The sequence below is a fragment of the Lysinibacillus sp. G4S2 genome, assembly GCF_030348505.1.
GTDB lineage: Bacteria > Bacillota > Bacilli > Bacillales_A > Planococcaceae > Lysinibacillus.
The window spans coordinates 2,831,063-2,851,152 of record NZ_JAUCFJ010000002.1 but is presented as its reverse complement, the minus strand read 5'-3'; the positions used below and the strand labels follow the sequence as shown (position 1 = coordinate 2,851,152).

General features: G+C 37.6%; 23 protein-coding genes. 18 read left to right on the top strand and 5 right to left on the bottom strand.

The annotated features are described in order from the left end of the window. Window position 1: 1 nt before the first annotated feature. Together QUF91_RS14680 and QUF91_RS14675 are read left to right on the top strand one after the other, a co-directional pair. On the top strand, window positions 2-391 hold the full coding sequence (locus QUF91_RS14680) for an SHOCT-like domain-containing protein (RefSeq protein ID WP_285399689.1): 390 nt from the start codon (window positions 2-4) through the stop codon (window positions 389-391). Window positions 392-401: 10 nt separating this feature from the next. Then, window positions 402-683 (top strand): hypothetical protein, encoded by a 282-nt coding sequence (locus QUF91_RS14675; RefSeq protein WP_285399690.1) that lies wholly within the window; start codon window positions 402-404, stop codon window positions 681-683. 165 nt (window positions 684-848) lie between these two features. Here the strand turns inward: QUF91_RS14675 and QUF91_RS14670 are convergent, their stop codons facing one another. Further along, a complete protein-coding gene (locus QUF91_RS14670; RefSeq protein WP_289418247.1) occupies window positions 849-1,430 on the bottom strand; it encodes a hypothetical protein in 582 nt (193 codons plus the stop codon). After that, complete coding sequence (locus QUF91_RS14665) at window positions 1,427-1,978, bottom strand: sigma-70 family RNA polymerase sigma factor (protein ID WP_289418245.1); 552 nt, start codon at window positions 1,976-1,978, stop codon at window positions 1,427-1,429. Before QUF91_RS14665 ends, QUF91_RS14670 begins: the two co-directional genes overlap by 4 nt. Window positions 1,979-2,650: 672 nt before the next feature. On the opposite strand from QUF91_RS14665, the gene QUF91_RS14660 reads away from it, so the two are divergent. The 12 genes from QUF91_RS14660 (at window position 2,651) to QUF91_RS14605 (ending at window position 13,656) form a co-directional block, all read left to right on the top strand. Then, on the top strand, window positions 2,651-3,889 hold the full coding sequence (locus QUF91_RS14660) for a substrate-binding domain-containing protein (RefSeq protein WP_289418243.1): 1,239 nt from the start codon (window positions 2,651-2,653) through the stop codon (window positions 3,887-3,889). 95 nt (window positions 3,890-3,984) lie between these two features. Beyond that, entirely contained in the window at window positions 3,985-4,761 is a 777-nt protein-coding gene (locus tag QUF91_RS14655) for an ABC transporter ATP-binding protein (protein WP_285395284.1), read from the top strand. Continuing rightward, entirely contained in the window at window positions 4,736-5,443 is a 708-nt protein-coding gene (locus QUF91_RS14650) for an ABC transporter ATP-binding protein (RefSeq protein WP_285395283.1), read from the top strand. The genes QUF91_RS14655 and QUF91_RS14650 overlap by 26 nt, the downstream gene beginning before the upstream one ends. Before the next feature lie 15 nt (window positions 5,444-5,458). Next, window positions 5,459-6,331, top strand: a complete 873-nt coding sequence (locus QUF91_RS14645) for a branched-chain amino acid ABC transporter permease (protein WP_285395282.1) — start codon at window positions 5,459-5,461, stop codon at window positions 6,329-6,331. Then, on the top strand, window positions 6,328-7,344 hold the full coding sequence (locus QUF91_RS14640; protein ID WP_289418240.1) for a branched-chain amino acid ABC transporter permease: 1,017 nt from the start codon (window positions 6,328-6,330) through the stop codon (window positions 7,342-7,344). Before QUF91_RS14645 ends, QUF91_RS14640 begins: the two co-directional genes overlap by 4 nt. Continuing rightward, window positions 7,341-8,345, top strand: a complete 1,005-nt coding sequence (locus QUF91_RS14635; protein WP_289418239.1) for a 3-oxoacyl-ACP synthase — start codon at window positions 7,341-7,343, stop codon at window positions 8,343-8,345. Before QUF91_RS14640 ends, QUF91_RS14635 begins: the two co-directional genes overlap by 4 nt. Before the next feature lie 12 nt (window positions 8,346-8,357). Next, on the top strand, window positions 8,358-9,269 hold the full coding sequence (gene phaZ / locus QUF91_RS14630; protein WP_289418237.1) for an intracellular short-chain-length polyhydroxyalkanoate depolymerase: 912 nt from the start codon (window positions 8,358-8,360) through the stop codon (window positions 9,267-9,269). Next, window positions 9,253-9,984 (top strand): 3-oxoacyl-ACP reductase FabG, encoded by a 732-nt coding sequence (gene fabG, locus QUF91_RS14625; RefSeq protein WP_289418236.1) that lies wholly within the window; start codon window positions 9,253-9,255, stop codon window positions 9,982-9,984. The genes phaZ and fabG overlap by 17 nt, the downstream gene beginning before the upstream one ends. Window positions 9,985-10,000: 16 nt before the next feature. Then, the gene (locus QUF91_RS14620; protein WP_289418234.1) at window positions 10,001-11,467 is read left to right on the top strand and encodes a class I adenylate-forming enzyme family protein; all 1,467 of its coding nucleotides are present in this window, start codon (window positions 10,001-10,003) and stop codon (window positions 11,465-11,467) included. Window positions 11,468-11,661: 194 nt separating this feature from the next. Beyond that, window positions 11,662-12,030 carry a hypothetical protein gene (locus QUF91_RS14615; RefSeq protein WP_289418232.1) on the top strand — a complete coding sequence of 123 codons (369 nt, stop codon included), beginning with the start codon at window positions 11,662-11,664 and terminating at the stop codon, window positions 12,028-12,030. A gap of 314 nt (window positions 12,031-12,344) precedes the next feature. Next, window positions 12,345-12,794, top strand: coding sequence for a MarR family winged helix-turn-helix transcriptional regulator (locus QUF91_RS14610; RefSeq protein ID WP_285395275.1), 450 nt, complete (start codon window positions 12,345-12,347; stop codon window positions 12,792-12,794). Between the two features lie 4 nt (window positions 12,795-12,798). After that, window positions 12,799-13,656 carry an MBL fold metallo-hydrolase gene (locus tag QUF91_RS14605; protein WP_285395274.1) on the top strand — a complete coding sequence of 286 codons (858 nt, stop codon included), beginning with the start codon at window positions 12,799-12,801 and terminating at the stop codon, window positions 13,654-13,656. A gap of 74 nt (window positions 13,657-13,730) precedes the next feature. Here the strand turns inward: QUF91_RS14605 and QUF91_RS14600 are convergent, their stop codons facing one another. Next, complete coding sequence (locus QUF91_RS14600; RefSeq protein ID WP_285395273.1) at window positions 13,731-14,291, bottom strand: AAA family ATPase; 561 nt, start codon at window positions 14,289-14,291, stop codon at window positions 13,731-13,733. A gap of 196 nt (window positions 14,292-14,487) precedes the next feature. Between QUF91_RS14600 and QUF91_RS14595 the strand changes: the two genes are divergently transcribed. The 4 genes from QUF91_RS14595 to panF all read left to right on the top strand — a co-directional run bounded on the left by QUF91_RS14595 (window position 14,488) and on the right by panF (window position 18,522). After that, window positions 14,488-14,712, top strand: coding sequence for a hypothetical protein (locus QUF91_RS14595; protein ID WP_289418230.1), 225 nt, complete (start codon window positions 14,488-14,490; stop codon window positions 14,710-14,712). Between the two features lie 87 nt (window positions 14,713-14,799). Further along, window positions 14,800-16,494 carry a methyl-accepting chemotaxis protein gene (locus QUF91_RS14590; RefSeq protein ID WP_289418229.1) on the top strand — a complete coding sequence of 565 codons (1,695 nt, stop codon included), beginning with the start codon at window positions 14,800-14,802 and terminating at the stop codon, window positions 16,492-16,494. A 319-nt stretch (window positions 16,495-16,813) separates the two neighbouring features. After that, the gene (locus QUF91_RS14585) at window positions 16,814-17,077 is read left to right on the top strand and encodes a YhdT family protein (RefSeq protein ID WP_289418228.1); all 264 of its coding nucleotides are present in this window, start codon (window positions 16,814-16,816) and stop codon (window positions 17,075-17,077) included. Beyond that, window positions 17,077-18,522, top strand: a complete 1,446-nt coding sequence (gene panF, locus QUF91_RS14580; RefSeq protein WP_285395269.1) for a sodium/pantothenate symporter — start codon at window positions 17,077-17,079, stop codon at window positions 18,520-18,522. Before QUF91_RS14585 ends, panF begins: the two co-directional genes overlap by 1 nt. 38 nt (window positions 18,523-18,560) lie before the next feature. Here the strand turns inward: panF and QUF91_RS14575 are convergent, their stop codons facing one another. After that, the gene (locus tag QUF91_RS14575) at window positions 18,561-18,911 is read right to left on the bottom strand and encodes a hypothetical protein (protein ID WP_289418226.1); all 351 of its coding nucleotides are present in this window, start codon (window positions 18,909-18,911) and stop codon (window positions 18,561-18,563) included. Window positions 18,912-18,962: 51 nt separating this feature from the next. Continuing rightward, window positions 18,963-19,736, bottom strand: coding sequence for a sulfite exporter TauE/SafE family protein (locus tag QUF91_RS14570; protein WP_285395267.1), 774 nt, complete (start codon window positions 19,734-19,736; stop codon window positions 18,963-18,965). Window positions 19,737-20,090: the final 354 nt, after the last annotated feature.

Here is a 20,090-nt window from a genome sequence, read left to right as displayed (position 1 = left end):
CATGAAAGAGGAAATTACTAGAGTGTTAGCGATGGTTCAAGAAGGTAATCTTGATGCAGAGAAGGCATCTGAATTGATTCAAGTATTAAAAGAGAAAGAAGAAACAGGTAATGAGCTTTTAGATAAACCGACAAAATATTTAGATAAAACTTTAAAAGTCCGTGTTGTATCAGCCGAAAATGATAACGTCATGGTCAATTTGCCTATAAAACTTGTCAAAGTAGTATTAATGGCTGGACACAGCATCGCAGCGAGTATTCCCCAATCGGAAAAATATGTTAAAGATATAGACATAAACCTTATTATGGAAGCAATCGAAAACGAATTAGATGGCCAAATTGTTGATATTAAATCGGCTAACGGGGATACCGTTTCGGTCATCATTGAATAGTGTTTTGCCTATGATGCATGTAAAAGTGAAAGCAAAAAACGTTCGGTTTACCATCCCAATCCCATATCCTATTTTAAACATCGTTGTTTCAATTTTGTCTTCAAAATTTTTTCAGCAAAGTCTAAACAAATGGACAAAGGAGTACTTCGAAAGAAAAAAACTGGACTTTACCTTTCCGCTAATAGACAAAAAAACGCTAATGCCTATCGTCCAGGAACTGAAAAATTATAAAGGGATCGTGCTAGTAGATGTCAAAGCTAAGGACGGTACTGAGGTTAAGGTTAGACTATAATTTATGATGGAATACACCGACCACTTGTCAAATATATAATCATAGTTTGTTGGTTAATGCTTTTCTCATTTATAAATTAACCAAAAAGACAGGCGAGATCCTTTGAATTTATTGAGGAATCACTTACTCAATATAATCAAAGGATTCTTTCTGTCTAATTATTTATCACTTATTTTCCTCATCGGAATTTATATCAATTTTTATAGTTTCCAGTCTTTTTTTTGTGATTTCCCCCTTATTATCCATTGTATGAACGATTGGGGTAATAAATATAGATGTAGCTTTAGTATTAAAGCCACTTATTGTTGCTTGACCATTTGAGTAATAATCGGTTACTTTTGTTGTCAACGTTTCAGTAGTGTAAGTATATTGGTTTTCTAAGTTATCAGCAATGTCTAAAGTTATGAATTCAGTCTTAAAGTTCAGATCACAACTAAAGTAAATGTCCGCTGTATTTCCTGAAATCGAAATACGATTAAAAGTAAATTCATGCTGTTTTGATAAAAGTGTTTCAGATAGAATTAAATCCTTTATTGGTAATATGGATGCCTTAGATGGGAAATTTACTAAGCTAGCTGAGCAAGTTCCAATTGCAAAAATTGCAGCAATTGCCCATTTACGGATTTGATTTGGCTTAGGTTTCTTTTGTAAAACAGTGTTGATTACCTTTTGCTTTTCATTATTTGAAACCACTATCGGTGTTATATTTTCTAAATCCAATTGTAAGAAATTTTCTTCCTTACTCATGTCCAACACTCCTTTAATTTAGGATTTTTAGCAAGCTTCTTCTTTCCTCGATATAAACGATTTTCCACTGCAGATTTTGAAATATGTAAAATTTCTGCTATTTCACTATTTGAATATTCTAGATAATACCTCATTAAAAATAATTCTCTATCCAAATCAGGTAGATGCATTATTCCAAGAAGTAATAGTTCTTTCGCATACAATTTATCAAGCTGTTGTTCAATATTGTCTGAAGCGATAGGAGGTGGGATATTGTCAATAGGTAGAGTAGCTAAACGTTTTTGTTGTTTTCTGTAAATATCAATCGCTTTGTATTTTGTAATCATCCCAATCCACTTTTTAAAATCCGCTTCATCCCCAGTGAAATAGTTACTTTTTTGCCATATTAGAAGGAATACATCATTTATACATTCTTCTACTAGCATATAATCTAATGGTTTTTCTAAAATTTTTAGGGCAATTGCCTTCACAAAACCTAAATAGTGTTCAACGACATATTTAAGTGCTTTTTCGTCATGCCGTTGAAGACCCTCGATAAAATCATTCATTTTGTCACTCCTCGTTATGATCGTTATACATTCTATAACGAAATTTTTATGGAACACTCGCGCATAAATGGAAAGTTTTTTCTTCGTTTATTAAAAAAAGCTTTTTAGCGCTTGTATAATATTGTGTTTACTTAGCATACTTCGAGAAAAGTAGCTCCCCTAAAAGGGCAGCTACTTAAAGACTTTTGCAGCTGCCGTTCCGCTACCTCTCCATTTTCGTCGCAGAAGATGACTTTAGAAATATCCCTTTGACCAAGTGAAGGGACGCAAACTATCAGTGCAGTCAGATAGCGTTGCATGAAGGTAGATGTCGATATTTTTCGAAAGTTGGGTGATAAATTAAAAAAGTTGGGTGATAAATCGTTAAAGTTGGTCGATAAACGATCAAAAGTTCTCGATAAATCTGAAAACTGTTTCGATAAAATCTGAATGCGAACAAAGATACTGTATTTTTTAATATGTTCCGATAAATCGATGAAACATTCCGATAAAATCTGAAATTGTTCCGATAAAACACAAATTTGTTCCGATAAATCTCTCAACCCCGCTTTGTCGCTGCCGTTACGCTACCGCCCCACTTTCTTGTAACTAATTTGTAACTAGTCTTTTATATAGTGTTTACATAGCAACGAAAGCGCTTTCTTTTTAGTTCATTATGAAAGGGGTTATGGGATGAAGAAGCATTGGTTATTTGTGCTTTTATTAATGCTGGCGATGTTGATGGTGGCTTGTAATTCGGATGATACGAAGGATAGTTCAACTGGTGGTAAGGCTTCGGAGGATGATACAAAGGGGACTACTGAGGAAGGCGGGACTATTAAAATCGGTGTGCTTGCGTCATTGACGGGTGCTCTTGAGTCGTATGGAAAACAAACGCAGCGCGGATTTGATTTAGGGATTGATTACGCTACAGGCGGTACGATGGAGGTTAACGGTAAGAAAATTGAGATTGTTTATGAAGATACAGAAACAAAGCCTGAGGTTGCGGTACAAAAAGCAACGAAGCTATTAGAGGATGACAAGGTTGATTTTTTAGTAGGTTCCTCTAGCTCAGGGGATACGCTTGCTGTACTTCCACTTGCGGAAGAATACGAAAAAATTATGGTTGTGGAGCCTGCAGTAGCGGATAGCATTACGGGCGCAGAATTTAATGACTATATTTTCCGAACAGGTCGAAATTCTTCTCAGGACGCTTATGCAGCAGCTGCAGCAATAGCAGGAAAGGATGTTAAAATTGCAACGTTTGCACCAGACTATTCTTTTGGCTGGGACGGGGTGAATGCATTTAAAACTGCTGCGGAAAAGCTAGGTGCAAAAATTGTTTTAGAGGAATATGCAGATCCGGCAGCAACTGATTTTACGTCTAATTTGCAAAAAGTAATTGATGCAAAACCAGATTATTTATTTGTTGTGTGGGCTGGAGCAAACTCACCGTGGAATCAAATTGCAGATTTAAAAATTCAAGAAAAGGGCATTAAAATTTCGACAGGTGCACCAGATATTATTGCACTAAAATTTATGAATCCGTTAATAGGTATGGAAGGGTTCTCTGTTTATTATCACACGTTACCACAAAATGATGTGAATAAATGGTTGGTTGATGAACATAAAAAACGCTTCAATGAGGTTCCGGATTTATTTACGCCAGGAGGAATGTCCGCTGCAATTTCTATTGTAGAGGCTTTGAAGAAATCAGAGGGTGACGCAGATGCGAAAAAACTGATCGGTATTATGGAAGGAATGTCATTTGAAACGCCAAAAGGAACAATGACTTTCCGAAAAGAAGACCATCAAGCATTGCAGTCGATGTATTCGATCCGTCTTGAAAAACAAGAGGGGGTAGATTATCCGGTTCCAGTACTAATTCGTGAGCTTAGCCCTGAAGAAACAGCCCCTCCAATTATGAATTAGTGAAGTTGGAGACAGAATGACAATTCTGTCTCTCTTCATCTACTTTTATTTGAGAATGGATGAAGAGAGATAGAAGTGTTAGAAAGGAGAATACGATGGATCCTATTTTACGAACAGAAAACTTAACGATTCGTTTCGGCGGACACACTGCTGTCGACCATGTGAATTTTAATATGCCAGAAAAGCATTTGAAATCAATTATTGGACCAAATGGGGCTGGCAAAACAACTTTCTTTAATTTGATTAGTGGAGAGTTACAGCCGACTGTAGGGGATGTTTACTTTAAGGGACAATCACTTGCCCAAAAGTCAGCCATAGAAAGAACAAGAATGGGGCTTGGGCGATCTTTTCAAATAACGAATGTTTTCCCGAACTTGACGGTTTTAGAAAATGTCCGTTTAGCTGTGCAATCAAAGGAGAAAGTACGCTACCAATTATTTCGCCATTATAAAAGCTATAAAGCGATCACAGAAAAAGCCGAGGAGCTTTTAACGCTTGTTTTACTTGACAATAAAAGGGATGCCCTAACAACAATGCTGTCCCATGGGGAAAAGAGAAAGCTTGAAATTGCTATGTTGTTAGCTCTTGATACGGAAATCCTTTTGCTTGATGAACCAACGGCTGGTATGTCCTTAGAGGAGGTACCAACAATATTAGAGGTTATTCGCACCATTAAAAAACAGGGCGATAAAACAATTCTCCTCATTGAGCACAAGATGGATATGATTCTAGATTTGTCGGATTCGATTATGGTGCTGTTTAATGGCCAGCTTCTTGCGGATGGAACACCAGAGGACATCATGAAAAACGAAACCGTACAAAATGCTTATTTAGGAGGTCTGTACGATGAACACCTTACTGAAATTAAATGATGTTCACACGCATATCGGTCAATACCATATTTTGCAGGGGGTCAATTTTGAGGCCATGGAGGGTCAAGTAAGTGTCCTGCTTGGAAGAAATGGTGCAGGTAAAACTACCACTTTAAAAACGATTATGGGGTTAACACCTGCTTCAAAGGGAGAGGTAGAATTTCGTTCGCATTCTATTAAAAAAAGCCCTACCTATAAAGTGGCGAAATTAGGAATAGGCTATGTACCTGAAAATCAAGGGATTTTTGCAGATTTAACAGTAGAGGAAAATATGAAAGTGGCGATGCGAAAAGAAGATACAGCTACTTTAGAGCGACAAAATTATGTGTTGGAGCTGTTTCCGGATTTAAAGAAATTTTGGAAGAAGGCTGGTGGACATCTTTCGGGTGGTCAAAAACAAATGCTGTCGATGGCCAGGGCATTTATCAATGATAGTAAGTTAATTTTGATTGATGAGCCTTCAAAAGGACTGGCACCAATAGTGGTAGAGAAAGTAATGGAGGCAATCGTTGAAATGAAAAAGCAAACGTCCATTGTACTTGTAGAACAAAACTTTATTATGGCGAGTCGAATCGGTGATACGTATACATTAATTGATGACGGGAGAACGGTTCACTCAGGTAAAATGCAGGATCTTATCCATCATGAAGAACTAAAAAGAAAATATCTTGGAATCGGATAAAGGTGGTGTACTTTATTGGAGCTATTCGTAAATTTAGTCATTAATGGCCTAGCGACTGGCATGTTAATTTTTTTACTGGCGGCAGGTCTAACGTTAATTTTTGGATTAATGGATGTTTTGAACTTTGCACATGGTGGTTTATTTGTGTGGGGGGCTTATGCGGGGATCTTTACGTATATGTTCACAGAGAGCTTTCTTATTGGAATTGTAGGTGCCATTGTAACGGGAGCTTTATTAGGCCTCATTACAGAAAAATTAATTATTACTCCTGTGTATGGCAATCATATTCAACAAATTTTAATTACATTAGGGCTGATGCTCGTGCTACAGGAGATGATTAAAGTTGTTTTCGGTCCAAATGGTGTGGCCGTTAAAACGCCTAGTTATTTATCAGGAAGCTGGGAAATTGGAGACGTAATTATCATAAAATATCGATTATTTATTATTGTAGTAGGTTTTGTGATTTTCGGTATTTTCCAGTACATGCTGAAGCGTACAAAGATTGGGCTAATCGTTCGAGCTGGTGTACAGGATAAAGAAATGGCACAGGCACTTGGCATTCATATTAAACGGGTATTTTTATATGTCTTTATGGTCGGAGCGGCACTTGCAGCCCTCAGTGGTATGTTAATGGCTCCGTATTCAGGTGTGATCTATGCGGAAATGGGCATGGAGTATGCGATTTTAGGTTTTATCGTTGTCGTTATTGGCGGGATGGGCAGTTTTTCAGGTTCGCTACTAGCAGCGATATTAGTCGGTTTAGCAGGTAGCTTTATGGCGTATTATGTGCCAGTGTTATCGCTTGCGGTCAATATGATATTAATGGCGATAGTATTAATTTTCCGTCCACAAGGATTATTTGCAATGCGAAAGGAGAGATCGACATGAAAAATAAACTTTCATTAAAGTATGTAGGCTTTTTCCTCATGCTGGCAATATTAGTGCTTCTCCCTTTCGTCAATGATTCAAGGACGCTCATTATTTTATTAACGCAAATCTTTATTTTCGGTATTTTAGCGATGAGCTATGATATTCTCCTTGGCTACACAGGCATTGTGTCGTTCGGGCATGCGATGTTTTTTGGGATAGGTGCTTACACAACGGCTGTCATGCTGAAACAGACGGATACAACTCTTTCGATATTTTTATTATCAATCGTAGTCGGTATGTTGCTAGCGGGGTTCATTAGCTTTTTAGTAGGGTTACTGACACTGCGATTAAAAAGTCATTTCTTTGCGATGCTGACATTAGCTTTTTCAGGACTGTTTTTAGTCGTTGCAGAAAAATGGCGTTCGGTCACTTATGGAAATGATGGTTTTACGTTCAGAGCACCAGAACTATTTAGAGATAGAATGACGTTTTATTTCTTCGTCCTGGCATGCTTAGTCGTTATTTTTATTGCGTTATATCGCTTCGTGAACTCACCAACTGGTCGAATTTTAATTGCTGTTCGGGAAAATGAACAACGAACAAAATCATTAGGCTACAACACCTTACATTATAAAGTGATTGCATCAGTTGTCGCAGGGACCGTTGCAAGCTTAGCAGGCTCTTTATATGCTGTATCACTCCGATTCGTCAATACGAGTGTGATGACAATGGACATTACGCTAGATGCGTTATTGATGACGATTATTGGGGGTGTTGGCACATTAGTTGGACCATTGCTCGGAGCGGGTGTTATTGAATATGCACAGCATGCACTTTCAGGATTAGCCCGTGATTATCCAATATTTGAACGTTGGATTATTTTCTTTGGGATTCTTTATATTTTAGCTGTTATCTTTTTCCCAAAAGGAATTATTGGATCCTTGCGCATGCTGTATTGGAAATGGAGATTAAAAATAAAAGAAAGAAAAACAACGGGTGCCCTGTCGCAGGAAAAGGAGCGATTTGAATGACTGTAGGCATTGTAAGTACCGGAATTTATATTCCACAAACAAAAATGACATCTAAAGAAATAGCAGTACGTTCTACTATTCCAGAAGATATTATTCGACAAAAAATGGGCATCTATGAAAAGCCTATTCCTGGTGAGCATGATCATACCGTTCAAATGGGTGTTTGGGCCGCTCAGGAGGCTATACGCAAGGCTAATATCGAGCCTAAGGATATTGATGTTGTTATTTATATGGGGGAAGAGCATAAGGAATATCCCCTGTGGACGGCCTCTATAAAAATGCAGGAGGAGCTTGGGGCCGTAAATGCTTGGGCATTCGATGTGCAATTAAGATGCGGCACGACTATAATGGCTCTAAAATTAGCAAAAAGCTTAATGGCATCAGATGATTCTATTCAAACTATTCTGCTGGCTGGTGGCTATCGAAATGTTGATTTTATTGATTACAGTAATCCTCGAACACGCTTTATGTACAATTTAGCAGCTGGTGGAGGCGCTATCCTTTTACAAAAAAACTATGATAAAAACCAATTATTAGAGGCGGATATCATGACGGATGGCTCGTTCTCGGAGGATGTGGTCGTGCCTGTTGGTGGTACTAAGAAACCTTTGACACCATTTGATTTAGAGAATAATTTATATCAACTTGATGTCATAGATCCAATAGGGATGAAGGAGCGCTTAGAACAAAAATCTTTAAGCAATTTTTTGAAGGTCATTCGAACATCTCTGGCGAAAAGTGGATTAAGTGAGGAAAATCTTAGCTATTTAGCGATGCTTCATATGAAAAGATCTGCTCATCATTATATTTTATCTGAACTTGGTCTAGAGCAGGAGCAATCCATATACTTAGAAAATTATGGTCATATCGGACAGATTGACCAAATATTATCATTGCAGTTGGCGGTAGAAGAGGGTCGTATTCACGATGGAGACATCATCACACTAGTTAGTGCAGGTATTGGCTATGTATGGGGAGCTATGACAATTCGATGGGGTTAAGGGGGAAATGCGATGTTAAAAACTGTTCAGCTATCAAATGGAGAAACGATTGCTTATCGTAAACGTCATGGGGGAGAACGTGTTTTATTACTTATTCACGGCAATATGACATCCTCTAAGCATTGGGATGTTTTAATAGATTCATTGGATGAGAAATATACAATTTATGCGATGGATTTACGAGGATTTGGTGGTTCATCTTATCATAAACCAATTTCTTCGATTAAAGATTTTAGCGATGATGTGAAGCTTTTTGTGGATGCCATTCAATTGAAACAGTTTGACATGATTGGCTGGTCTACGGGCGGAGCAGTATGTATGCAATTTGTCGCAAATTATCCAGGCTATTGTCAGCAGCTTATTTTATTAGCCTCGGCATCTACGAGAGGCTATCCATTCTACACAGATTTAGGTACTGGCAATCAAGCATCTTTAAAAAGGGCATTTTCTTATGAAGAGGTACTCGTCGATACATCGAAAACAAAATTAGTTCAAGGTTTGTATGACTCGAAAAATGTGCAAGGCTTACAGGCGATTTGGAACGCCCTTATATACACACATCAGCAACCAAGCACGAAACAGTATCAGGAATATGTGGAAGATATGCTGACGCAAAGAAATTTAGCTGAAGTTTATCATGCATTAAATACCTTTAATATTAGTGCAGTTGACAATGAGGTCGCGAAAGGAACTCAAGAAGTACAACAGATCACCATTCCTGTCTTAGTGTTAAGAGGGGATCGTGATTACGTGATAACAAAAGAAATGAATGATGAAACAATGCTCGATTTAGGTGCCAATGCACAATTTGTTAGCTTAAAAGACTGCGGTCACTCCCCATTAATGGATGATTTACCACAGCTTACATCTGAAATCGAATCTTTTTTAGAAATTGGAGGAAAGAATTATGCGTTTAAACAATAAGGTTGCCATAATTACAGGAGCTGCAAACGGAATTGGCTATGCTGCTGCTGAACGATTTATAGAAGAAGGTGCATTCGTTGTTATTGCGGATTTTGACGAGGCGGCTGGTGTATTAGCTGCTCAGCAATTAGGGGATCAGGCATTATTTGTGCAAGTAAATGTTGCGGATAGAGAGTGTGTTAAAAAGCTAGTTGCAACGGTCATAGAGTATGCGGGCCGAGTCGATATTTTAGTGAATAATGCAGGTATTACACGTGATGCGATGTTAACCAAGATGACAGAGGATCAGTTTCAACAAGTACTTGATGTTAATTTGACAGGCGTTTTTCATTGTACACAGGAGGTTATTCCACATATGGTTGCTGCCGGCGGGGGCAAAATCATTAATACATCTTCTGTTAGTGGTGTATATGGCAATGTTGGTCAAACGAATTATGCTGCCACAAAGGCTGCTATTGTTGGCATGACAAAAACTTGGGCGAAGGAATTGGGGCGTAAGGGTATCAACGTTAATGCGGTGGCACCTGGCTTTACAGAAACTGACATGGTGAAAAAAATGCCGGAAAATGTGTTAGCACAAATGCGTTCAGTCGTACCACTGCAAAGATTAGGCACACCAAGAGATATTGCCAATGCCTATTTATTTTTAGCATCTGATGAAGCTTCCTATGTCCACGGTCACACGCTTCATGTAGATGGAGCAATTATGATGTGATAAGGGGGCTTTCAAGATGTTTGTAGAGCAAGCCTGGATATTAAAACGTGCATCGTTAACACCTAAACGTCTAGCATTGGTGAACCTAGAAACAAAGGAACAATGGACTTATCAGCAATTAACGGAAGAAATTACAAAATGGAGTCATTTTTTTGAGCGCCAAAACTTACAGGTAGGGAGTCGTGTAGCCGTCTTTGCGAAAAATCACATCCAGCTTTTTGCCGTCTTATTCGCCTGTGGATTAAGAGGACTGATCTACGTGCCATTAAATTGGCGTATGAGTGTGAAGGAATTAAATGATATTTTGACGGATGCTACGCCTTCCTTACTGCTTTACGATGAAGAAATGAATTGCCCTTTATCTTTAGAAAATATGCATTCCCTTCGTTTAGCGAGGGAAACGGCTACACTTAGCATTCGAGAGGTAGAACTGAATGATCCTTGGCTAATGATTTATACTGGGGGCACAACTGGCAAGGCGAAGGGTGTTGTACTATCCTTTAATTCTGTTAATTGGAATGCCATCAATACCATCATTAGCTGGGGCTTAAATGATACTGATTGTACGTTAAATTACATGCCGTTGTTTCATACAGGAGGTTTGAATGCCCTATGTATTCCGCTGCTAATGGCTGGGGGTACGGTTGTTATAGCTGATAAGTTTGACGCAGAAACGGCACTTAAGGCAACGAATCAGTATAAGGCGACGATTTCGCTTTTTGTACCAACGATGTACCAAGCGATGATTGCGACGGATTACTTTAAGAAGAGTAGCTTCCCTTCTATGAAAGTATTTTTATCGGGAGGGGCACCATGTCCGTATCCAATCTATGATGAATTTTATAAAAAAGGACTATTTTTTAAAGAGGGCTACGGCTTAACGGAAGCAGGTCCAAATAATTTTTATATTGCTCGCGAGGATGCTTATTTGAAAAAGGGTGCTGTAGGAAAGAGCATGCAATTCAATGAAGCTAAAATTATCAATAGTGCTGGAGAAAGCTGTACACCAAATGAAGTGGGCGAGCTATTGGTCAGAGGAAAGCATATGTTTCGCTTTTACTGGAATAATCAGCAGGAGACTGAAAAAATCATTCATGACGGTTGGTTAAAAACTGGTGATTTAGCAATGATGGATGAAGACGGTGACTTTTATATTGTCGGTCGTAGTAAGGAGATGATTATTTCTGGTGGTGAAAATGTTTATCCGCAGGAGGTTGAGCAATATATTTTACGCCATCAACTAGTTCAAGAAGTCGCGGTGATTGGCGTAGAGGATGATTATTGGGGAGAAATTGTAGTAGCCTTTATCGTTTGTAATGATCGGGAAGATACTTTAATAGAGGAAATTAAAGAAATCTGTAGTAAGCATCTAGGGAGCTATAAAATACCGAAAAAAATTATTGTCATCGATGAATTGCCAAAAACAAGTGTCGGAAAAATTGATAAAAAAGCATTGCAAATGTATGTGAAAACTACGAATTAACAGGAAGCGCTTGGAGATCCAGGCGTTTTTTTAGGTCTATAAATGAAATATTTTCTTATTGCTCAAAGCGACTTCTTCCTAGAATCATCCTAAATCGAGGAAGGAGTATTTATGTTAAAATATTGCGAGTGAAATAAGTTTCTTAAGGAAGTATCAATAATATAATTCGGTAACGAAGAAAGGGCAGTACTAATATGGAAAATGTATCAAATGTAGAAAAATTGGAATCAATTAATTCTTTACAATCGACAATCAGAAAACTCGAAAATGCCTTGTCCCAGATGACTCAGAAAGGCGCAAATACTACCTTAGTTAAGAAACGACTCAACGCTGTTTGCATTGGCTTAGCAATGCTAGAAAATGTTTGGAATCAAAGCCCCCATCATTATACCCCAGAAGAATTAGCTGAAGCTCGCAATGTTCTTACTGGTTTATTACCATCAATTGAGAACATATATATTAAGTCGAAGGTTGGTAGTCCCCAAAGAACGCTATTAGAAAGAAGAATGAAAGCGTTGGAACTCGCCGTTCAAGCTATTGATGAACATTCAATAACTAAATAAAGTATCAGGAGATTTAATAAGAAATCATAATAATCCTTTTGAAGAATATATACAGCCACTTCCTTAGCACTTCGCTTTCGCACAAAAACCATTTGTTGTTGCCCCGACGCCCCTAGGAGGAACGGAAATAAACCCTACGTTGTGAATTTACTGTCTTCCCACTGCTCACTAATTAGTGAGCAGTGGCTATGAAAAAATAAGATCAAGGGGAATAGAATGATTTCCATCTTCAATAAGTTCATACAATAATTGACAAACTAATAATAGTTAAGTAAACTTAACTTAACTAAATGTGAATTGGGGCTGATAAAACTGTGCATGATTATTTAATAATGATAGACCAGATCAATCAGAAGTTTGAGCAGTTCAAGTTGTTAGTTTTACAAGAAACCAAAGAGGTTGAGGAATTAGAAAACTTTCATTTAACCCCTCAACAAGAAATTATTATGTTTTATATCATTCGCAATGAGCCCTTAATCGCGAATGAAATTGCAAATCATTTTGGTATTTCAAAAAGTGCGGTTAGCCAAGTAATTTCAAAGCTCGAAGAAATGAAAATGATCTATCGACAAGAGAATTCAATAAACCGTAGAGAGACCTTTATTTATCTTGGGGATAGAGGTCAAGAGTTTCATCAGCTTCTAAATAAAATTGACGCAATTCTTGTTGAAAAATATTATTCGAAAGTTAGCTTAACAGAGTTAAAAAATGTTCTTGATACATTAAATAAGATTGTCGGAACTAATGAAAACAAAGGGAGTTAAGATAATGGAGAAAAATTTGAAACAACTAACGAATCGTATACATTATTTGCCGCATGATCCTGATACAGATCGACCAATACTGTCTGTCATTTGTGGGAATCAGCAAACCCTAATTGTAGATGCAGGAAATTCTGATAAACATGCTAAGTTATTTTTTGATGAACTAAATCAAAGCCAAATTGCTAATTATCATTCTGTAGTATTGACGCATTGGCATTGGGATCATAGCTTTGGAACAAATCAGATGAATCTCTTAACCATTGCACATGAAAACACAAAAATGCATCTTGAAAAAATGATGGAATTTGATTGGACAGATGAAGCGTTAAATAATCGTGTCGAAAAAGGCCTAGAGAATCAATTTTGTTCCGACATGATAAAAAAAGAATTTGGAGAAGACAGAAATATTACCATCAAATTACCTAATATTACTTTTAAAGATAAATATGAGATTGAATTAGGTGGTATTCGGTGTGTAGTCAAACATGTAGGTGGAGATCATTCTGATGACTCATCACTTATTTATGTAGAGGAAGAAAAGGTACTTTTCTTAGGGGACTGTTTGTATCCAAGTATTTACACACAACAACCACAATATAAAATTGAAAATGTTAGACATCTCTTAGAAAACATCGAAATGTTTGATGCCGAAATTTATGTACTTTCGCATGAGCCCCCATTGTCTAAAGAGGAGTTTATGGGGTATATAATGTTGTTGAAGTTAATTTGTGATTTAACAGAAAAACAGCAAAGAAACCATTCGAATTTGGTTAATGAACTATCTACTCAACTGAATCGTAAATTAAGTCAGATAGAAGAAGAAATAGTATTTTGTTTTATTAACGGGTTATCAGTTGATTAAAATAAAGTTGTAAGTGGTATGTAGTTCCATTATAGAACCGAAAAAACGCTTGGAGATCCAGGCGTTTTCCAATTCTACAAATGAAATGTTTCCTTTATGCTTAAAGCAACTTCTTCAGCACTCAAGTTTGTGTTGTTGATCTTGAGATAATTTGGATATTTTAATTCGCCCTCTAAGGAATTTAATCTGTATTTTTCCATTGAGCTTTTCAAATCCTTTTCGGACCATTCAATATCTCTTTTTGAAGGTTTATGCTCAAGTCGATTACCGCTTTTATTTCTTTCCAATCTTTCTATTACATCAGCTTCAAGCTCTACATAATAAACAGTACCACCTCTAGATTCAAAAAGCTTTGCAAGATCGTCGACATAATCCCAATCCTTCTGCATATCAAATGCCCAGACATAAGTAAAAATTAACCCATACAAATTACTTTTGGATACCTCTTCGAATATTTCCTGACGAAACAAATTAACCAATCTTTTTCCTTCTGTTGTACCATAACCAAAAAAATGACCAACCAAATCAATCGTCATATGGTTATGAAAAAGCTTCAAATCCGTTAATTTAGCTAATTCCTGTCCAACAGTCATTTTTCCAACTGCTTGAGGACCAAATAGTAAAATAAGTTTCATAAACTCTCCCCTTTTAAAAGATATATTAACATAAATTTAAAATTACACCATAAAAATGAAGAATTTTAGTTCACCAGCGAGAGATGATGGTGACATTATGTTGTTAAAGTGTATGTTATACGGATAAGTTGATTGGAGTGAAGACTGGGTGACTTCTCGGGGATTAGGTCACAGATGAGACCCTGGAGCAAAGCGGATGTTTTCTGTGCGAAAGCGTAGTGTTAACGTAGCGGCAGCAACAAAGTGGCTCATCGGACGCCTTCAGGAAGCTCTGCTCCGTGCGAAAGCGAAGCGGCAGCAACAAAGCGCCCAGTCGGAACGGAAATCAACGACACGTTGTGAATTCATTGTATCTCCCTTAGCCACTGCTCACCAACAACTCATTTATATTAAAATTGTTAATTTATTGATAATGTATTGAAACTATTTATAGAATCATGTTTAATAAAAATGGTTTACATTTTATACATAATATTCCTGATTGATGTGAGAAAGGAGAGAAAACTTTGTGCGCACTTTTAAAATTAGTACGAAATTTAATTTGCTTTTAGTGGGCGTTATTCTGTTTTTAAGCATTATGATTGGATTTGTATCTCATATACAAGTGAAGCAAATTATGCTTAACAATTTTGAGAAGAGTATAACCCATATTTCAAAGGTTGGTTATATGCTGCTAGAAGAACGCTTTAAGGGCGATTGGGCCATAAAAGATGGTGAGCTTTACAAAGGGAATACGAAAATGGTTGATCAGGAGGCATTTGTGGATGAGGTAGGAGAAAGCATCGATGGTGGTGTAACCATTTTCCAAGGCACAAAAGGACTGATCACCAATCTACAGCTAAATGGAGAACGTTTAGTTGGCAAAGACGCAGATCCAAAAGTTGTTGAAAATGTAATGAATAAAGGGGAAACCTTCATAGGGGAAGCGGATGTAGTAGGAACAAAGTATCTAACGCTATATTCACCAATTAAAGATGCAAATGGAGACATCATTGGGATGTGGTTTGTCGGTGAACCGATTGATGAGATGAATGCTATTATTTTCACATTTATTGGCAAGATACTCATTGTCTTATTCATCGGAGCTGTCATTGCAGTATTAGGAAGTTTCCTTTTCACAAGGGCTTTTGTCAAGCCACTTCATGAAATGAATGATCAGCTACGAGATATAGCTGATGGAGAGGGAGATTTAACAAAGCAGCTACAAATTAATTCAAAAGATGAAGCAGGTGAGCTTGCCCAATCTTTTAATAAAATGCTGACAAGCTTAAAAGTATTAATGCAACAAATAGCACACTCTTCTAAACAGGTTGATATATCTTCGGATGGCTTAACATCTAAAGCACAGCAAACGGCGGATATGACGAGACAGCTAACGTCAACCTTACAAGATATAGCAACTGGTTCAAGAACGACTTTGCATAGTACAAGTGAGAGCTTACATGCAACGCAGGAAATGGCGGTTGGCATCCAACAAGTTGCTGAAACCGTTTCGACTCTTTCAGATGCTGCTGATTTAATGAGCAATGAGGCAGCACAAGGAAATGACTCTTTGAATCGTGTAATGACACAAATGACAATCATTAATGATTCATCTGACAATGTAGAGTCGCAGGTCCGAATATTAGGTGATCAGTCACAGCAAATAGGCAATATCGTTGATGTGATTACAAGTATCGCCGATCAAACGAACTTGCTTGCTTTAAATGCTGCTATAGAAGCGGCTCGTGCCGGAGAGCAAGGAAAGGGATTTGCTGTCGTTGCAGATGAGGTTCGTAAATTAGCAGAACAATCAAAGGAATCTGCGGATCAAATAGCATCACTTATTTTTTCTATTCAAAATAATACGGCCAATGTTATTACGGCCATTTCTAGTAACTCGAAGGAAACAGCAGCAGGTAGGGATGTTGTAGATGAAACAAAGCAGGTCTTCCACAAGATTATGCATTCGATTAAGGGAGTTAGTACTCAGCTACATGACATCTCTGCTGTAACAGAGCAAATGTCTGCCAGTATTGAAGAAGTTACAGCGTCAACAGAAGAGATGGCACGCATTGCCAACAAAGCAAGTGAAAGTACAGACCATGTTTCGCTTACATCGAAAGAGCAATTAGCTTTCATAGAAAATATGGCCACTTCCTCAAAAGAAATGGCACAACAGGCACATGAGCTGCAAGGCTTACTCAAAAAATTCCAATATTAAAGATGAGAAAACGCTTGGATATCCAGGCGTTTTTTTAATGGTGCGCCAGGCATGTGCAATAACTTGGTGCTGAAAGCCTACTACAGGCATGGCGGTAGGAACTGTTAGAGAAAGATAAGGGTGTTCATGAAATCGGAAGCGCCAAGCCGGAACGGAAATCAACCCCACGCTAGAAGATTTCAAACACGATATAAAAGGAAAATCTCTGTTTATCGTTATTTAAATTAAATGATTGTGCAAACTGTCATTTATTTTTTTTATATAGGTTCCCAGAATGCGAACATACCAGTAAAATAGAGAAGGTTAGGGGGACTTTATTTTGAAAGATCAACGCTTTAAAATTGCGCATCGAGAGGCGCTTATTGGCATCGGGCTTGTGATCGTCAACTTTGCGATTTGGTACGGCTTTGCCTATGGACTTAGTTCGGGTGATCCGAAGAACTATACGTATGTATTCGGTTTCCCTGCATGGTTTTTCTATAGCTGTATTGCAGGGACAGGCTTCATGATTATTTTAATCTGGCTCGTCTTGAAACTCTTTTTCAAAGAGGTACCATTTGATGATGAGGAGGTGGATCAATAATGCACTGGCAAGTTATTGTTCCACTGCTATTATTTTTAGTCATCATTTTTGGGATTGGTATTTGGTCAAATAAGCATATACGCTCTTCCAATTCATTTTTACAGGAGTACTTCCTTGGTGGTCGTGAAATGGGAGGCTTCATCTTGGCCATGACTATGATTGCAACGTACGGTAGTGCGAGTAGCTTTATTGGAGGTCCAGGTGTAGCTTACACGAAAGGGCTTGGCTGGGTATTGTTGGCGATGGCGCAGCTTCCTGCAGGTTACTTTGTTCTGATGATTTTAGGGAAGAAATTCGCTATTATCGCAAGACGTTACCAAGCCATTACATTAATTGATTTTTTACGAGAACGCTATAAAAGCCATGTTATTGTGATTTTATCAGCTATTAGTATTATCGTATTTTTATTTTCTGCGATGATGGCTCAATGGGTAGGTGGTGCTCGCTTAATCGAATCGTTAACTGGCTTAAACTACACAACTGCACTCTTTATTTTTGCGATTTCCGTATTAGTTTATGTAATCATTGGGGGCTTCCGTGCAGTTGCATTAACGGATACAGTGCAAGGGTCAATTATGGTGATCGGAACAATCATTTTATTAATTGGGACAATCATCGCTGGTGGGGGAATCGATAATATTATGGCCTCACTTGTCGCAGAAAACCCAAATCTTGTGTCTCCATTTGGAGCTGAAGGTGATTTAACGCCATTATACGTTTCTACATTTTGGATTTTAATAGGTGTTGGAGTTGTAGGACTCCCACAAATCGCAGTTCGTGCCATGAGCTATAAAGATTCAAAAAGCATGCATTTAGCTATTATCATTGGCACTATTGCCATTGGGACAATCATGTTTGGGATGCATTTAATTGGTGTATTTGCTCGTCCAGTTTTACCGGGAATAGAAATTGGAGATAAAGTTATGCCGCTACTGACATTGAAGGTTTTGCCACCGTTTTTAGCTGGCGTTGTGTTAGCAGCACCAATGGCAGCAACAATGTCTACAGTCAACGCGCTACTTATGCTTGTAAGTTCCACGGTAGTAAAAGACATTTACTTAAATTATATTAAGCCAACTGCGAACGATACTGAAATTAAGCGGGCAAGCTTTATTGTCACGACGGTTATTGGTTTTGCGGTTATTATCTTTGCATTAAACCCACCAGATTTATTAGTATGGCTTAATTTATTTGCTTTTGGTGGACTTGAGGCCGTCTTTATTTGGTCCGTCGTTTTAGGACTATATTGGAAAAAGGCCAATAAATATGGTGCTATTGCATCGATGATTTCAGGTATGACCTTATATATAATCATTGATCGTTTTTACCCATCCGTCTTTGGTATGCATACCGTAACAATTCCAATTGTCGCTTCACTTTTCATTTTTGTTATTGTTAGCTTATTAACAAGTCATAAATTTAAAGACGAAAAATTATTTATTTAACTAAGAAAACGCCGTAGAGTGAATATCTACGGCGTTTTCTATTTTAGACAATAAGCGACGGATAGAACCTTCGAAATGATGGATAGAACGTCCAAAGTCGTGGATAGAACCTTTGAAATGATGGATAGAACGTCCAAAGTCGTGGATAGAACCTTTGAAATGATGGATAGAACGCTCAAAGTCGTGGATAGAACCTTTGAAATGATGGATAGAACGCCCGGAATCGTGGATAGAACCGTCGAAATGATGGATAGAACGTCCAAAACCGTGGATAGAACCTTTGAAATGATGGATAGAACGTCCAAAATCGTGGATAGAACCTTTGAAATGATGGATAGAACGTTCAAAGTCGTGGATAGAACCTTCGAAATGATGGATAGAAAGTCCAAAAGTTTGTCGACAAGCAAAAACGCCGTAGATAATATATCTACAGCGTTTTTTTAACGAACTACTATGTAATCATAAGCATTTTTAGTGAGCAAGGTAATTGTTACGATAATAAACAATACGCGAACAAAGCCGCTCCCTTTTTTTATCGCCATACGTGAGCCTACAAGTGCACCGGCAATTTGAGCTACCCCCATCAATAATCCATAAACATAATGGATGTGACCTAAGTAAGTGAACATCAAAAGTCCAGCAAAATTACTTGCTAAATTTAAAAACTTCGCATTTCCTGCCGCTTTTAAAAAATCAAATCCTACAAGTAAAAAGCTAAAGATTAAAAATGAGCCAGTCCCTGGACCTAGAAATCCATCATAAAATCCAATGCTAAATAACAACAGCATAAATAACAGTAAATGAGTACGTGATAAATGTTTAACTGCAGATACAGAGCCCCAGTCTTTTTTGAAGATCGTATAGACTGCAACAGCAGCAAGCATGATGAGCATGATTGGTTTTAATAATTCAGGATTTATTAAATGAACTGTCCATGCACCCAGTAACGATCCAATAAAGGATAAAGGAAAGTATTTAATCACAGAACGAATTTCTAACTGTCCAGATCGATAAAAGGAGATGGTCGATGTCAAAGCCCCAAATGTTCCGGCAAGTTTATTGGTCGCAACAGCAGCTGCTGGATTTAAACCAGCAAACATGAGGGCAGGCAATGCAATCAAGCCACCCCCTCCGACGACTGCGTCCACAAAGGCGGCTAAAAAACCGAAAGATATTAATAATATTACTAAATTTAAATCTAATTCAACTGGCATGTTTGCACCTCTTTATTTAGTTACTACTGAAATAGTAACTAAAATTCTGCTTGCTGTAAAGACTAACTTTTTAGTAAGCAAATGATCTGCAAAATTTAGATTCTTAGAAACTGGTTGAGGGTAATACTATTTTAAAACGATACCATTAAATTAAATCTAGACTGTATTTGTATCTAAGTTGAATTAAAGAGAGTTCTATCACTTGAAGTAAGGATAGAAGAGGATAGGTATGGGGTTAAAAAGGCATAGATTGCGAAGAAGCCTTTGAATAAAAGGTAGAATAAAAAATATGGAGCGAAATCCAATTTCACTCCATACTTTACATGAAAATAATAGTGTTGGTACTGCCATAAA

Excerpts from the sequence above, each read along its gene's own strand:
- QUF91_RS14680 (WP_285399689.1), top strand. The coding sequence starts at position 2 with ATGAAAGAGGAAATTACTAGAGTGTTAGCGATGGTTCAAGAAGGTAAT.
- QUF91_RS14675 (WP_285399690.1), top strand. The coding sequence starts at position 402 with ATGATGCATGTAAAAGTGAAAGCAAAAAACGTTCGGTTTACCATCCCA.
- QUF91_RS14670 (WP_289418247.1), bottom strand. The coding sequence starts at position 1,430 with ATGAGTAAGGAAGAAAATTTCTTACAATTGGATTTAGAAAATATAACA.
- QUF91_RS14665 (WP_289418245.1), bottom strand. The coding sequence starts at position 1,978 with ATGAATGATTTTATCGAGGGTCTTCAACGGCATGACGAAAAAGCACTT.
- QUF91_RS14660 (WP_289418243.1), top strand. The coding sequence starts at position 2,651 with ATGAAGAAGCATTGGTTATTTGTGCTTTTATTAATGCTGGCGATGTTG.
- QUF91_RS14655 (WP_285395284.1), top strand. The coding sequence starts at position 3,985 with ATGGATCCTATTTTACGAACAGAAAACTTAACGATTCGTTTCGGCGGA.
- QUF91_RS14650 (WP_285395283.1), top strand. The coding sequence starts at position 4,736 with ATGAACACCTTACTGAAATTAAATGATGTTCACACGCATATCGGTCAA.
- QUF91_RS14640 (WP_289418240.1), top strand. The coding sequence starts at position 6,328 with ATGAAAAATAAACTTTCATTAAAGTATGTAGGCTTTTTCCTCATGCTG.
- QUF91_RS14635 (WP_289418239.1), top strand. The coding sequence starts at position 7,341 with ATGACTGTAGGCATTGTAAGTACCGGAATTTATATTCCACAAACAAAA.
- phaZ (WP_289418237.1), top strand. The coding sequence starts at position 8,358 with ATGTTAAAAACTGTTCAGCTATCAAATGGAGAAACGATTGCTTATCGT.
- fabG (WP_289418236.1), top strand. The coding sequence starts at position 9,253 with ATGCGTTTAAACAATAAGGTTGCCATAATTACAGGAGCTGCAAACGGA.
- QUF91_RS14620 (WP_289418234.1), top strand. The coding sequence starts at position 10,001 with ATGTTTGTAGAGCAAGCCTGGATATTAAAACGTGCATCGTTAACACCT.
- QUF91_RS14615 (WP_289418232.1), top strand. The coding sequence starts at position 11,662 with ATGGAAAATGTATCAAATGTAGAAAAATTGGAATCAATTAATTCTTTA.
- QUF91_RS14605 (WP_285395274.1), top strand. The coding sequence starts at position 12,799 with ATGGAGAAAAATTTGAAACAACTAACGAATCGTATACATTATTTGCCG.
- QUF91_RS14600 (WP_285395273.1), bottom strand. The coding sequence starts at position 14,291 with ATGAAACTTATTTTACTATTTGGTCCTCAAGCAGTTGGAAAAATGACT.
- QUF91_RS14595 (WP_289418230.1), top strand. The coding sequence starts at position 14,488 with ATGTTTTCTGTGCGAAAGCGTAGTGTTAACGTAGCGGCAGCAACAAAG.
- panF (WP_285395269.1), top strand. The coding sequence starts at position 17,077 with ATGCACTGGCAAGTTATTGTTCCACTGCTATTATTTTTAGTCATCATT.
- QUF91_RS14570 (WP_285395267.1), bottom strand. The coding sequence starts at position 19,736 with ATGCCAGTTGAATTAGATTTAAATTTAGTAATATTATTAATATCTTTC.